The sequence below is a fragment of the Helicobacter cetorum MIT 99-5656 genome, from assembly GCF_000259275.1.
Taxonomy (GTDB): domain Bacteria; phylum Campylobacterota; class Campylobacteria; order Campylobacterales; family Helicobacteraceae; genus Helicobacter; species Helicobacter cetorum.
This window is the reverse complement of the sequence record NC_017735.1, coordinates 1,137,653-1,150,808: the sequence shown is the minus strand read 5'-3', so window position 1 is coordinate 1,150,808 and position 13,156 is coordinate 1,137,653. Positions and strand designations below refer to the sequence as shown.

Below are 13,156 nucleotides of genomic sequence, written 5' to 3'. Positions count from 1 at the left end.
GTTTTCTCTAATAGCCGACGCTATAGTTGATAAAAACACTAAAAGTCCTTTGGGTTGTTAGTTTAGTCCCTAAAAAGGAATACAGCGGGGTTTTTAAGGGGGGGAATTTCACGCCTAATTCAAAGCCATGTTGGAAAGTTCCTTTATTTGAAGAAGTAAGATTAAAGCGTATGCCTGTATTGACTAGCACTTGAAAATGGCTAATTTGTGTTTTAGTTTCAAAAAAAGAACCTTGATTGGTTAAAGAGCTTGTGTTATGACTAAGCCATGAAGTGCCACCGACTTGGATACCACCAAAAAGCCCTATGGAAAGAAGGGCGTTTTTTAATCGTTTGTCATTGATAAAATTATAGAGTAAATCAGTGCCAACTCCATAAGTGATAATGTTGGCACCAGAATTAAAAAAGCCAAATTGCGTGTGGTTGTAGTCTAAGAAACCATAATACCTTATTCCAAACGCACGCTTTTTGCCAAAGAATTGTTTATAGCCTGCCATAAGTCCTAGCCCATTTAAGAGACCATAATCATTTTGAGAAGTGATAGGGCTAAAATGAGCGAAAGGGTTTTTCTCTAAAATGGACGCATTTTTTTGCAATAATTGTTGCTTTCTTTCATCATAGACTACAGAAGGCATGTAAAAGGGAGCGAGATTGATAGAAGAAGATAAATCTAGTCGGTTATGAGTGAGCGTTTTAATGGTATGGATTTGATTTTCAAGGTTTTGAGCTTGTGTGGTAATGAGAGAGCCTAGATTAGTGGCTTTTTGAGCCATAGGCTCTAGGACTAGAAATTTCTGTTTGGCACTGGCTGTTTGTTCGCTTTTAGTAATGGCGTTTGGTAACAAATCTTTTAAGGCAACTTGTGGCTCATCATACCAGTAGCGTCCATCTAAGCCTGCTGCAAACAAACTCATTTGTTTATTATTGCATTCACTTTGTTGTTGAAAGGGACACCCTATAGTAAGTTTTCCAAAATTCTGATGTGCGTTGCACCACTTCACGAATCAACGCCCATGTGGGCGAAGACAAGCGGTTACTATAACTATTCGTAGTGCTTGTAAATTGCATAGCTTCTTTAAATAGCCACTCTATCAAACGACATACTCATGCTTAGAGTATAAAAAGCTAATCTTTTCATAATTACCCCCTAAAATATCCAGCCATAATTAAAAAAATACATTAAAATGGCTAATTCCTTCTTTGAGGCTCACGCTTTTGAGTGTGTTATTCATATCTTCATAAGTTGCACGAATAGATTTTTGAATCAAGGGAAGAGTAACACCTACAGAGTATTTGGGGTGTTTATGGCGGTAATTGATTCTTGTAATTAAATCCACATTTCCTGTATTTTTGCTTTGCTTTAGAAAATCGTAGTTGCTATACAAACCCCTTAAACCGATAAAACTTCCTAAAGAGCTTAAAAATTTTTTATTTTCATAGCGAGTGATGAAATCCACTAGCACATCCATTCCTGCTCCAAAAACCCATTTTTTTAATCGCTTTTGACATTAAAACCTATGTGGCTAGTTTATGGTCTTTTCTATCCACTAGAATGCAGAAAATAAAGCTTTGTTTCAATAACACTAACTCAGATATTTATTTTTGTTTAGAAAATTATCAAAAATTATTTGAGTTTTTTAAATGTTTAATTTGACTAGTAGGAACTTTTAACATGGTTATTCACGCCTTACATTTTTTATTGCATACCTTTTGTTTAATGGGGGGCGGTTTAAAACCGCTATTTAGCAAGAGTAAGTAGTGATAAATTCAAAAGGGTGGGGTTTGCTCTCCCAAGGAAACACTTCAGAATGGAATTTAAGAGACTGATAGGCCTGAATAAATTCTTCGCTAAAGACTTGCCCTTCTTTTAAATATTGTCTGTTAGCTAACATCTCTTCTAACGCACTTCTTAGGGTGTGAGGCATTTGTTTGATACCTTTTTCTCTAATCTCATCTAAAGTCAGTTTGAAAAGATTAATATCCATAGCTTTGCCTGGTTCAATCCTATTTGTAACCCCATCAATGCCCGCCATTAAAATGGCTGCAAAAGCTAAGTAGGGGTTAGATGAGCTATCAGGAAATCTAAATTCTAACCTTGCACTTTTTTTGGAAATTCCATAAGGAATACGCACGCTCGCACTTCTATTATGTGCGGAGTAAGTTAAAATTGAAGGGGCTTCATAGCCTGGAATCAAGCGTTTATAGGAATTAGTAGAAGCGTTAGTGAAGGCAGCTAGTCCCCTAGCATGGTGTAAAACCCCCCCTAAAAAGTGCAGAGCAAATTCGCTCAAGCCTTTGTAGGTCTCGCCACTGAAGAGATTTTCATTATTTTTCCAAATGCTTACATGAGTGTGCATCCCACTTCCATTATCTCCATATAAAGGCTTTGGCATAAAGGTGGCGGTTTTTCCATTTAAATGAGCGACCATTTTAACCACATATTTAAGTTTTTGGACATTATCGGCAGCTTCTACTAAATCCCCAAATTTTACGCCCACTTCACCTTGTGCTTGTGCGACTTCATGATGAACAACAAAAGTTTCTAGCCCCACTTGATTTAAGACTTTAACAATCTCAGTGCGAATATCCATCATAGAATCAGTCGGTGGCACAGGTAAATAGCCTCCTTGTTTGCCCGGTCTATGCCCATAATTTACGCCACTTTCAAAACTTTTATCCCGATTCCATTCACCTTCTTCGCTATCCACTTCATAGTATTGTGAATTAGAAGCGTCCTTAATCTTAATAGAATCAAAGATAAAAAATTCATTCTCTGCACCAAAATAGGCTACGCTACCTAAGCCCAAATCTTTTAAGAGCTGTAAGGATTTTTTAGCGATACTTCTAGGGCATTTTTCATAGGGCTGATTTTTGTATACATCATAGACATCGCAAAATACGACTACGCTCACATCTGCACTGAAGGGGTCAATAAAATAACGCACTAGGTCTGGGGTTAAAATCATATCGGAGTTTTCAATGCTTTGCCAACCCTTAAAAGAGCTCGCATCAAAAGGGATGCCTTCTATAAACATTTCGTTACTTAAAGCGCTGAAAGAATAGGTAATATGATTCCAAGTGCCTTTAATATCGCTAAATCTAAAATCTACAAATTCTACTTCATTTTCTTTACAAAATTCAAAAAAGTCTTTAATTTTATCGTTGCTATTATGGGTCTTCATCAAATACCTTTAAAATAATTTTATCTGTCAATATATAGCGGTGATTATAGCATTATGGCGTTAAAAAAGAAAAACTATCACTTAAATAAAGATTGTAAAAATGACCTTATTTTTTATTCTTTTGTATTAAAAATTACTCTACAAATGCTAAAATAAGGTTTCATATTTCAACAAAGGGGTGAAACCATGTCTTCTTCTAGTAGGGCTAAAAGTATCGGCACACAATTATTATTTGTGCTAATTGCTCTGGCTGTATTGATTATTTTGGTGGTTTTTTTCTTATACCGGTATAACCAAAACACGCTTTTAAGTGCGTTAAATAACCAAGCTCAAATAAGAACTGATGATAATGCCAAAGGTTTTTTGAAAGCGAGTGCGGATTTGATTAAGATAGATATTAAACAAATTTATAACCCTAATATCAGTCTCAAAGAAAATCGTGAGCATATCATTGAGAGTGCAGCAAGCATTAATAATCTCAAAGGACAAATCTATTTGGTAATTGCTGATACAAATGGGGTGGTGCTTTTTGATTCCAGTGTGCCTGAGAGCGTGGGCAAAAACTATTCTAATAAGAGAAGTGAAGATGGTGTGTATTATGTGCGTGAATATTTAGAGCATGCCAAAAGAGGTGGTGGCTATGTTAAATACTACAAGGCTAAATTAGCAGGGTCTGCTCCAGAGCCTAAAATCGCCTATGCTTTTTTAGAGAAAGAAACGCAAATGGTGATTGCAGTTACGGCGTATTATTCGGATTTAGACAAGAATTATGCAACTAATAAGGCACAAGTCCAAGAATTGATGAATAAAACAACCCTAAGTTTTCTAACTGAGATTATTTTGCTATTAATTTTAGCGTTTGGAGTGGCACTCTTTATTGTGTATACAGGCATTGTCAAACGCACTAGTGCTATGGTAAGGAATGTGAATAATCTAAGTGAGGGCGATAGGGATTTGTCTTTAAAATTACAAGAAAGTGCTAGAAATGACGAATTGAATCAAATGGCTGTAGGGATTAATACCTTTATTGAGCGTATACGAACCTTTATGATAGGGGCTAAGGAAAATTCTTTATCCAATCTCAATTCTTCTAATCAGTTGAATAAGAACGCTCATTTAGCTAAAGAAGGCATTACAGAAACAAACCACAAGGTTCAAGATTTGGTCGTTTTCTTTGAACAAACCAATGAAAAACTTAAATCACTAGCCCATAATGCCGAGCAAAATATTTCTGATTTAGAAGCTAGTAGGATTTCTACACAAAATTCTCAAAGTTCATTAGGGAATTTAGCCAGTCAAGTAGCCAATTCTGCTCAAATAGAAAGGGATTTAGGTTTGAAAATTGACACCCTTAATCAAAGCACTCAAAATGTTAAGGCGGTGTTAGAAATTATTGACAATATCGCTAAACAAACCAATCTCTTAGCCCTAAACGCCGCCATTGAAGCAGCACGAGCGGGCGAGCATGGTAGGGGCTTTGCGGTGGTGGCTGATGAAGTGCGTAAATTAGCTGAAAATACGCAAAAGTCCTTAAACGAGATTTCTACAACCATTCAAGTGCTAACCCAAGAAATCGCTGATATAAATTCTGGTATGAATGCGAATGTAGAAACTATGGAAAATTTATCGCAACTTTCTAATGAAACCATGACTCAGTTTGATGAGGTAGTGAATACCTTAAGCAATGTTGTTGTCGCTATCAATGAAAGCATCCAAAACCAGCAAAGCATTACTGAAGAGATTACCAATGCCACTAAGAATGTAGAGAGTGTCTCTAGTATCGCTAAAGAAAATGCCAATCATTTAGATGAAATTGTTAAGGTTGCAGAAAGCTTGCATCAAAATACTGCTTTACTAGATAGCAAGATTAAAGAATACCGCACTTAGTCTCTCTTTTTGGGGGAGATTCTTTCTAACTTTTCTTTATTATAAAATACAAGGTATAATTTCAAACTTACTATATGACTTTAATTTAAAGGGGATAAAATGAAAGTTCTATTACTAGAAGATGTGAAAAATCTAGGCAAGGCTGGCGAAGTGTGTGAAGTGAAAGAAGGTTATGGGAATAACTTTTTAATCGCCAATAAAAAAGCCAAATTAGCCACTAATGAAGTGATTAATAAATATAAAGCTGAAGTTAAAAAGAAAGCCGAATTAGAGGCCTTAGAAAAAGCTCAAAAAATGCAAATGGTAGAAACTTTGCAAACTATTACGCTTAAAATTACTAAAAAAGTAGGGGCAAATGGCTCATTGTTTGGAGCGATTACTAAAGAAGAGATTGTAGAACATTTACTCAAAGAACATGCGAGCTTAAGTTTAGATAAAAAAGATATTGAACTCAAGCATCCTATTAAAAGCACCGGAATTTATGAAATTGAAGTCAAGCTTGGGGCTGGGATTGTAGGTGCATTTAAGATTGATGTAATGGCTGAGTAGAAAATGTTTGAAGCGACAACGATTTTGGGTTATAGGGGGGAGATTTCTGGCAAGAAATTTGCTATCATTGGGGGCGATGGGCAAGTAACTTTGGGTAATTGTGTAGTCAAAGCAAATGCGACTAAAATTAGAAGCTTGTATCATAATCAAGTTTTGAGCGGATTTGCTGGAAGCACTGCTGATGCTTTTAGTCTGTTTGATATGTTTGAACGCATTTTAGAGAGTAAAAAAGGGGATTTATTTAAAAGTGTAGTGGATTTTAGCAAAGAATGGCGTAAGGATAAGTATTTACGCCGTTTGGAAGCGATGATGATAGTGCTTGATTTGGAGCATATTTTTATCTTAAGTGGCACAGGCGATGTTTTGGAAGCACAAGATAATAAAATTGCTGCTATTGGAAGCGGAGGAAATTACGCTTTGAGTGCGGCTAGGGCTTTAGATAATTTTGCAAATTTAGAGCCTAAAAAACTCGTAGAAGAATCCTTAAAAATTGCAGGAAATCTCTGTATTTATACAAATACTAATATCAAGATTTTGGAGCTTTGATGCCTAAGTTAAATATGACCCCAAGAGAAATTGTCGCCTATTTAGATGAATATATCATTGAGCAAAAGGAAGCTAAGAAGTTTATCGCTATTGCCTTAAGAAACCGCTATAGGCGTTTGCAACTTGAAAAATCCTTGCAAGAAGAAATCACGCCTAAGAACATTTTGATGATTGGTTCAACTGGTGTGGGTAAAACAGAAATCGCCAGAAGAATGGCAAAAATTATGAAACTCCCTTTTGTGAAAGTGGAAGCGAGCAAATACACTGAAGTGGGCTTTGTAGGGCGTGATGTAGAGTCTATGGTTAGAGATTTAGTGAGTAATAGCATAGCCCTTGTAGAGAGTGAGCATAAAGAGAGATTAAAAGATAAGATTGAAGAAGCTGTTGTAGAAAAGATTGCCAAAAAACTCTTACCGCCCCTACCTAATGGAGTGAGTGAAGAAAAAAAGCAAGAATACACAAACAGCCTTGAAAAGATGAAACAAAAAATTGCTCAAAGCGAGTTGGATAATCAAGAAATTGAAATTGATGTGCGTAAAAAAAGCATTGAGATTGACTCAAATGTGCCGCCTGAAATTTTAAAAGTTCAAGAGAGTTTGATTAAAGTTTTTCATAAGGAGCCAGACAGAATCAAGAAAACTTTAAGCATTAAAGAAGCCAAAGAAGCCCTAAAGGCTGAGATAAGCGACACGCTTTTAGACAATGAAGCCATTAAAACAGAAGGTTTGAAGCGTGCAGAAAGCTCAGGCGTGATTTTTATTGATGAGATTGATAAAATTGCTATAAGTTCTAAAGAAGGCACTCGTCAAGACCCAAGTAAAGAAGGGGTGCAACGAGATTTGCTTCCTATTGTAGAAGGCAGTATGGTAAATACTAAGTATGGTTTGATAAAAACGGAGCATATTTTATTTATCGCAGCAGGGGCATTCCATCTCTCTAAACCAAGCGACTTAATTCCCGAATTACAAGGGCGTTTTCCTTTAAGGGTGGAGTTAGAGAGTTTGACTGAAGAAATCATGTATATGATACTGACTCAAACTAAAACATCTATTATTAAGCAATACCAAGCCCTTTTGAAAGTAGAAGGTGTAGAAATTGTGTTTGAAGATGGTGCGGTTAAAGAGTTAGCTAGACTTTCTTACAATGCTAATCAAAACAGCGAAGACATAGGGGCTAGAAGGTTGCACACCACGATTGAAAAAGTGTTAGAAGATATTAGTTTTGAAGCTGAAAATTACGCCGGACAAACCATTACCATCACTAAAGAATTAGTGGCTACTAAATTAGAAAATTTAGTCGCTGATGAAAATTTAGTAAAGTATATTCTATAATGAAAACTAAGGCAGGCTTTGTAGCTCTTGTAGGCAAACCAAATGCAGGAAAAAGCACCTTATTAAACACTTTATTAAATGTTAAATTAGCCTTGGTTTCGCATAAGGCTAATGCGACAAGAAAGCTGATGAAATGCATTGTGCCTTTTGAAGATAAAGAAGGTTATCAAAGCCAAATTATTTTCTTAGACACTCCAGGGCTTCATCATCAAGAGAAATTACTCAATCAATGCATGCTTTCTAGTGCTTTAAAAGCGATGAGTGATTGTGAATTATGCGTTTTCTTGGCTTCTGTGCATGATAATTTAAAGGGTTATGAAGAGTTTTTGAGTTTGTGCAAAAAACCCCATATCCTTGCTTTAAGCAAGATTGATACAGCAACTCATCAGCAAGTTTTACAAAAGTTACAAGAATATCAAGTGTATTCATCTCAATTTCTAGCTCTCGTGCCATTGAGTGCGAAAAAATCTCAAAATTTAAACATGCTTTTAGAATGTATTAGTAAGCATTTGAGCCCTGGTGCGTGGCTCTATGAAAAGGATTTGTTGAGCGATGAAAAAATGCGTGATTTGTATAGAGAAGCATTGCGAGAGAGTTTGTTTAAATTTTTGAGCGATGAAATTCCTTATGAAAGCGATGTTGTTATAGATAAATTCATAGAAGAAGAGCGAATAGACAAGGTGTATGCACACATTATTGTAGAAAAAGAAAGTCAAAAAAAAATTGTGATAGGTAAAAACGGAGTTAATATCAAACGCATTGGCTCTAATGCACGATTGAAAATGCAAGAATTGGGCGAAAAAAAAGTCTTTTTGAATTTGCAAGTTATGGCTCAAAAATCATGGAGCAAGCAAGAAAAAAGCTTGCAGAAATTGGGCTATGGTTATGCGTTTAAAAAAGAGCCATGACTATCCCTTCAAAGGAATACTAATGAAAAAAATATGGTTTGGTTTTATAATGAGTTTAATCAGCATGGTTTTATTGAATGCTGATGAGCGGTTGCTAGATATTTTACGCCTTTATCAAAAGCAAGGCTTACAAGTTGTAGGTAAAAAACTTGATTCTTACCTAAGAGATGAGTCTTTTTGGATAGAAGAACTTAAAAACAAGGATACTGATTTTGGTTATTATGAAAACAAGCAGTTTTTATTTGTATCGGACAAATCTAAACCCGATTTGAGACTCTATGAAGTTCAAGATAATATGCTTAAAAAAATCAATAGTTCTAAAGCCCTTGTAGGTTCTAAAAAGGGTGATAAAACTTTAGAAGGCGATTTAGCTACGCCTATTGGGGTGTATCGTATCACACAGAAATTAGAGCGTTTAGACCAGTATTATGGTCCTTTAGCCTTTGTAACTAACTACCCTAATTTGTATGATACATTGAAAAAACGCACAGGGCATGGCATTTGGGTGCATGGAATGCCTTTAAATGGCGATAGGAATGAGTTAAACACGAAGGGTTGTATTGCGATTGAAAATCAGATTTTAAGTTCTTATGATAATTTATTGAAAGGTAAAAAAGCTCTCTTAATTGTTTATGAGAACAAGTTTATCCCCAGCACCAAAGAAGAATTAGCCATGATTTTAAGCTCACTCTTTCAATGGAAAGAAGCTTGGGCTAAGGGCGATTTTGAGCGTTATATGGGATTTTATGACCCTAGTTTCACTCGTTATGATGGCATGAAAATCAACGCTTTTAAAGAGTATAAAAAAAGGGTATTTGCCAAAAAAGAAAGGAAGAACATTGCTTTTTTCTCTATCAATGTTACCCCTTATCCAAATTCTGAAAATAAACGCTTATTTTATGTGGTGTTTGACCAGGATTACAAGGCATACCAGCAAGAAAGGCTCTCTTATAGCTCTAATTCTAGGAAAGAGCTCTATGTAGAGATTAAAAATGATAAGATGTCTATTGTGGTAGAAAAATAAAAAGATATTTTCTAGTGAAGCTTAGACTTTTTACTCTTAATGGCGTTTAAAAGTTTTTCATTTAAAAGTTTTATGCAAACCTATAAAACAGCATTTTTCGTAGGATTACCCAGCATTTAAATTGGTGTCTTTATGCCGTTGTTAAATGGGGCGTTTTTAGAATTTATTAATTTGCAAAGTTTATTGAATAACCAAACTCAGAGTTTCAGCCACTTTCTAGCTTGCTTTTCTAGCCATGCGACATCGCCACTTGCAAAAAATTCTACTTTAGGAAATTCATATAAATTTTTTTTAAGGGCATATTGTTGTTGCAAATATTCTACAATAGCATCACCAGAATGAATGAGTAGGGGGGGGGGCGAGAGAGCAAAATGCTTCATAAAATAGCTCTCAATTTTTTTAGCTATCAAAGGAAAATGCGTGCAACCTAAAATAATCGCCCTAGGTAAAACGCTTAATGGAGCAAAATAGTAGTGCATGCAAGTTTCTAAAAGCTCGCCTTCTAAAATGCCTTCTTCAATTAAAGGCACAAAAAGAGAAGCGGCTAAATGTGAAAGATTAGAATAGCCTTGCTGTTTTAGGGCATAATCATAAGCGTTAGACTGAATAGTAGCTTTTGTTCCTAGCACTAAAATGGGGGCATCTTTATCTTTGATTTGTTGTTTGATAGCTAAAATACTTGGCTCAATCACACCTACAATAGAGATTTTTGAATGTGCTTGCATTTCTTTTAAGGCTAAAGCACTCGCCGTGTTGCATGCCACAATCAATAATTCAATTTTGTGTGGCTTGAAAAAATCTAAAGCTTCTAGGCCAAATTGTTTGATAGTTATGGGGTCTTTAGTGCCATAAGGCACTCTAGCAGTATCGCCATAATAAATAATCTCATCAAATAATTGTGCCTTTAAAAGACTTTTTAAAACGCTAAAACCACCCACACCGCTATCAAAAACGCCTATTTTCATTACGCTATTTTTAGTTTAATCAGATTTTATTTTTCATTCATTAAATGCAAAAATTCTTCATTGTCCTTGGTCTGTTGCATTTTAGAATATACAAAACTTAAGGCTTCTATATCGTCCATTTGTTGCATCACATTTCTTAATACCCAAACCTTAGTCAAGCGTTCTTTACCAAGTAGGATATTATCTTTTCGTGTGCCTGATTTTAAAATATCAAAGGCTGGATAAATGCGTCTGTCTGCAATATTTCTAGCTAAGACAATTTCGCTATTTCCAGTGCCTTTAAATTCTTCAAAAATCACTTCGTCCATTCTAGAGCCTGTTTCAATAAGTGCGGTTGCAATGATAGTCAAACTTCCGCCCTCTTCAATATTTCTTGCGGCTCCAAAAAAGCGTTTGGGCCTATGCAAGGCATTAGCATCTACGCCCCCACTTAAGACCTTACCACTTGAAGGCGTTACAGCATTATAGGCTCTTGCTAAACGAGTAATAGAATCTAATAAAATCACGACATCTTTACCCATTTCCACTCTTCTTTTAGCCCTTTCTAACACTAATTCAGCGATTCTTATGTGATTACTTGCGGGCAAATCAAAAGTGGAGCTAAAGACTTGACCTTTAACACTTCGTTGCATGTCAGTTACTTCTTCAGGGCGTTCATCTACTAAAAGGATAATAAGTTCTACTTCAGGATGATTAGAAGTAATCCCTTGAGCGAGTTCTTTCATGAGTTCTGTTTTACCGGTTCTAGGCGGTGCGACAATCAAAGCCCTTTGACCCTTGCCCACAGGGCTAAATAAATCTAGCATTCTACCGGTTACTTTAGTAGGCTCATATTCTAATTTGATTTGTTCATCAGGAAATAGGGGGGTTAGGTTGTCAAACAAAGGACGATTTTTAATCTCATCTAAAGGCAAGTAATTAACGGCTTCTATTTTTAAAAGAGCGTAGTATTTTTCCTGGTCTTTTGGGGAGCGCACTTGACCGGTTACAATATCGCCATTTCTCAAGGCAAAGCGTCTGATTTGAGAAGGGCTTACATAAGTGTCGTTTTGTCCGTCTGAAAAACTTCCATCAAAGCCTCTTAAGAACCCATACCCATCATTCATGATTTCTAAAATTCCGGTAAAAAGAATGTATCCACCCTGAGTTACTTGGGTTTTTAAAATTTCAAACATCAAGTCTTGGCGTTTAAATTCTTGGGGGTTTTCTACTTTGAGCTTGTTAGCAATTTCTAAAAGCTTTTCGGTAGGATAGGTGCGTAAATCTTCAATGCGATACCCACTTACTGGCGTGTGTGTTTTAAGTTTATGCGAACCTTTATGCGTAGGTGCGTTTTCGTTCATTAAATTTCCTTTAGTTTCAAAAGAGATTTTCTCGTTTTTTCAACATAACGATAATTAAAAAAGTTAAATTTTAAAATATATAATAAAGCATTCTTAAAATGGTGTAATCAAAAGATACTATTAAGTGGTAATGCCACAAGCTGATTCGTAATGACTTTGTCATGCTATCATAAAATTTTTATAAAAGTCAAATTTTTTCTTTGTTTTAATTAGCATTCTTAGAAAGGTATTCATTTGTGTTCTATTTGTGGTATAATCCAAAGTTTAGATTAAATATAAAAAGGCAACCAATGAAAAAAGGCATTCACCCAGAGTATATTCCTTGCAAAGTAACTTGTGTAACCAGTGGCAAAGAAATTGAAGTGTTAAGCACAAGATCTGAAATGCGTATTGATATTTCTAGTTTTTGTCATCCTTTCTATACTGGTAGTGATAAAATCGCTGATACTGCAGGAAGAGTGGAGAAGTTTAAGCAACGCTACAACTTGAAATAGTTTCACAAATAAAAGCGGGGCTTGTTGATGTTGTATTTCTTGCCCACTCCCATAGGTAATCTGTCTGATATTACGCTACGCACCTTAGAAGTTTTAGAACGCTCTGAAGTTTTGCTGTGCGAAGACACAAGGGTTAGCAAGAGGTTATTGCATTTGCTCGCACAAAATCCTGTTATTTGTAGTTCTTTTCCTAAAATTGCTACCAAAGAGAGAAAGTTTATCGCTTTTCATTCGCACAATGACCAAGAGTTTTTGGAGCAAGTAGAGCTTTCTTTTTTTGACAAAGAAATCGCTGTAATGAGTGATGCGGGCATGCCAAGTCTGAGTGACCCTTGCATGAGCTTAGTGGTCTATGCTTTGAAACATAACATTAAATATGATGTTCTACCTGGGGCTAACGCACTCACTACGGCCTTTTGTGCGAGCGGATTTTTGGAAGGGCGTTTTTTTTACGCAGGGTTTTTACCCCACAAGAGCAAAGAAAGGCGTTTGAGAATCGTTAAAATTTTAAATGCCCTGGCCTATTTGGAAGAAAAAACCCCCATTGTTTTTTATGAAAGCCCTCACAGAATCTTAGAGACTTTAAGGGATTTAGAAAGTTTAGCCCAAGGAATGTGCTTATTTGTCGCTAAGGAGCTTACAAAACTCCACCAGCGGTATTATTTTGGTAGGGTTTCTGAAGTTTTTTTGGAGATTCAAAAGGGTAATATTCAGGGGGAATGGGTTTTAGTGCTTTTGAATGAGCGAATGATTGAGCCTTGTTTGGGGTTATCAGCGTTATTAGAGCTAGATTTACCCCCTAAAATCAAGGCTAAGATTGAAGCGATAATGACTCATAAAAACGCTAAAGAGCTTTACCAGCAGGCGTTTGCAAAAACAAGTGAAGCACAAGTTAAGAACAATTATTGAAAACCATATTAAATTCAAA

General features: G+C 35.9%; 14 protein-coding genes. 8 read left to right on the top strand and 6 right to left on the bottom strand.

The features are described from left to right. Window positions 1–7: 7 nt before the first annotated feature. The 4 genes from HCD_RS05510 to glnA all read right to left on the bottom strand — a co-directional run bounded on the left by HCD_RS05510 (window position 8) and on the right by glnA (window position 3,181). Window positions 8–913 carry an outer membrane protein gene (locus HCD_RS05510; protein ID WP_144005854.1) on the bottom strand — a complete coding sequence of 302 codons (906 nt, stop codon included), beginning with the start codon at window positions 911–913 and terminating at the stop codon, window positions 8–10. A gap of 16 nt (window positions 914–929) precedes the next feature. After that, window positions 930–1,094: a hypothetical protein gene (locus HCD_RS09345; protein WP_158308558.1), complete on the bottom strand. Its 165-nt coding sequence runs from the start codon at window positions 1,092–1,094 to the stop codon at window positions 930–932. A 71-nt stretch (window positions 1,095–1,165) separates the two neighbouring features. Continuing rightward, entirely contained in the window at window positions 1,166–1,468 is a 303-nt protein-coding gene (locus tag HCD_RS05505; protein WP_014659586.1) for a hypothetical protein, read from the bottom strand. 273 nt (window positions 1,469–1,741) lie between these two features. Continuing rightward, the gene (gene glnA, locus HCD_RS05500; RefSeq protein ID WP_014659585.1) at window positions 1,742–3,181 is read right to left on the bottom strand and encodes a type I glutamate--ammonia ligase; all 1,440 of its coding nucleotides are present in this window, start codon (window positions 3,179–3,181) and stop codon (window positions 1,742–1,744) included. A gap of 186 nt (window positions 3,182–3,367) precedes the next feature. Here glnA and HCD_RS05495 point away from each other — a divergent pair, with 186 nt between their 5' ends. From HCD_RS05495 to csd6, 6 genes are all read left to right on the top strand, one after another. After that, on the top strand, window positions 3,368–5,068 hold the full coding sequence (locus HCD_RS05495; protein WP_014659584.1) for a methyl-accepting chemotaxis protein: 1,701 nt from the start codon (window positions 3,368–3,370) through the stop codon (window positions 5,066–5,068). A gap of 99 nt (window positions 5,069–5,167) precedes the next feature. Continuing rightward, the gene (gene rplI / locus HCD_RS05490; RefSeq protein ID WP_014659583.1) at window positions 5,168–5,617 is read left to right on the top strand and encodes a 50S ribosomal protein L9; all 450 of its coding nucleotides are present in this window, start codon (window positions 5,168–5,170) and stop codon (window positions 5,615–5,617) included. A gap of 3 nt (window positions 5,618–5,620) precedes the next feature. Beyond that, a complete protein-coding gene (gene hslV, locus HCD_RS05485) occupies window positions 5,621–6,163 on the top strand; it encodes an ATP-dependent protease subunit HslV (RefSeq protein WP_014659582.1) in 543 nt (180 codons plus the stop codon). Then, window positions 6,163–7,494: an HslU--HslV peptidase ATPase subunit gene (gene hslU, locus HCD_RS05480; RefSeq protein ID WP_014659581.1), complete on the top strand. Its 1,332-nt coding sequence runs from the start codon at window positions 6,163–6,165 to the stop codon at window positions 7,492–7,494. The genes hslV and hslU overlap by 1 nt, the downstream gene beginning before the upstream one ends. Then, window positions 7,494–8,402 carry a GTPase Era gene (gene era, locus HCD_RS05475; RefSeq protein WP_014659580.1) on the top strand — a complete coding sequence of 303 codons (909 nt, stop codon included), beginning with the start codon at window positions 7,494–7,496 and terminating at the stop codon, window positions 8,400–8,402. Before hslU ends, era begins: the two co-directional genes overlap by 1 nt. A 22-nt stretch (window positions 8,403–8,424) precedes the next feature. Next, window positions 8,425–9,426, top strand: coding sequence for a cell shape-determining L,D-carboxypeptidase Csd6 (gene csd6 / locus HCD_RS05470; protein ID WP_014659579.1), 1,002 nt, complete (start codon window positions 8,425–8,427; stop codon window positions 9,424–9,426). A 197-nt stretch (window positions 9,427–9,623) separates the two neighbouring features. Here the strand turns inward: csd6 and murI are convergent, their stop codons facing one another. Together murI and rho are read right to left on the bottom strand one after the other, a co-directional pair. Then, window positions 9,624–10,391, bottom strand: coding sequence for a glutamate racemase (gene murI / locus HCD_RS05465; RefSeq protein WP_014659578.1), 768 nt, complete (start codon window positions 10,389–10,391; stop codon window positions 9,624–9,626). A gap of 26 nt (window positions 10,392–10,417) precedes the next feature. After that, the gene (gene rho, locus HCD_RS05460; protein ID WP_014659577.1) at window positions 10,418–11,734 is read right to left on the bottom strand and encodes a transcription termination factor Rho; all 1,317 of its coding nucleotides are present in this window, start codon (window positions 11,732–11,734) and stop codon (window positions 10,418–10,420) included. 290 nt (window positions 11,735–12,024) lie between these two features. On the opposite strand from rho, the gene rpmE reads away from it, so the two are divergent. Together rpmE and rsmI are read left to right on the top strand one after the other, a co-directional pair. Beyond that, on the top strand, window positions 12,025–12,228 hold the full coding sequence (gene rpmE, locus HCD_RS05455; RefSeq protein ID WP_014659576.1) for a 50S ribosomal protein L31: 204 nt from the start codon (window positions 12,025–12,027) through the stop codon (window positions 12,226–12,228). Window positions 12,229–12,255: 27 nt separating this feature from the next. Continuing rightward, window positions 12,256–13,137, top strand: a complete 882-nt coding sequence (gene rsmI / locus HCD_RS05450) for a 16S rRNA (cytidine(1402)-2'-O)-methyltransferase (RefSeq protein WP_014659575.1) — start codon at window positions 12,256–12,258, stop codon at window positions 13,135–13,137. Window positions 13,138–13,156 lie beyond the last annotated feature (19 nt).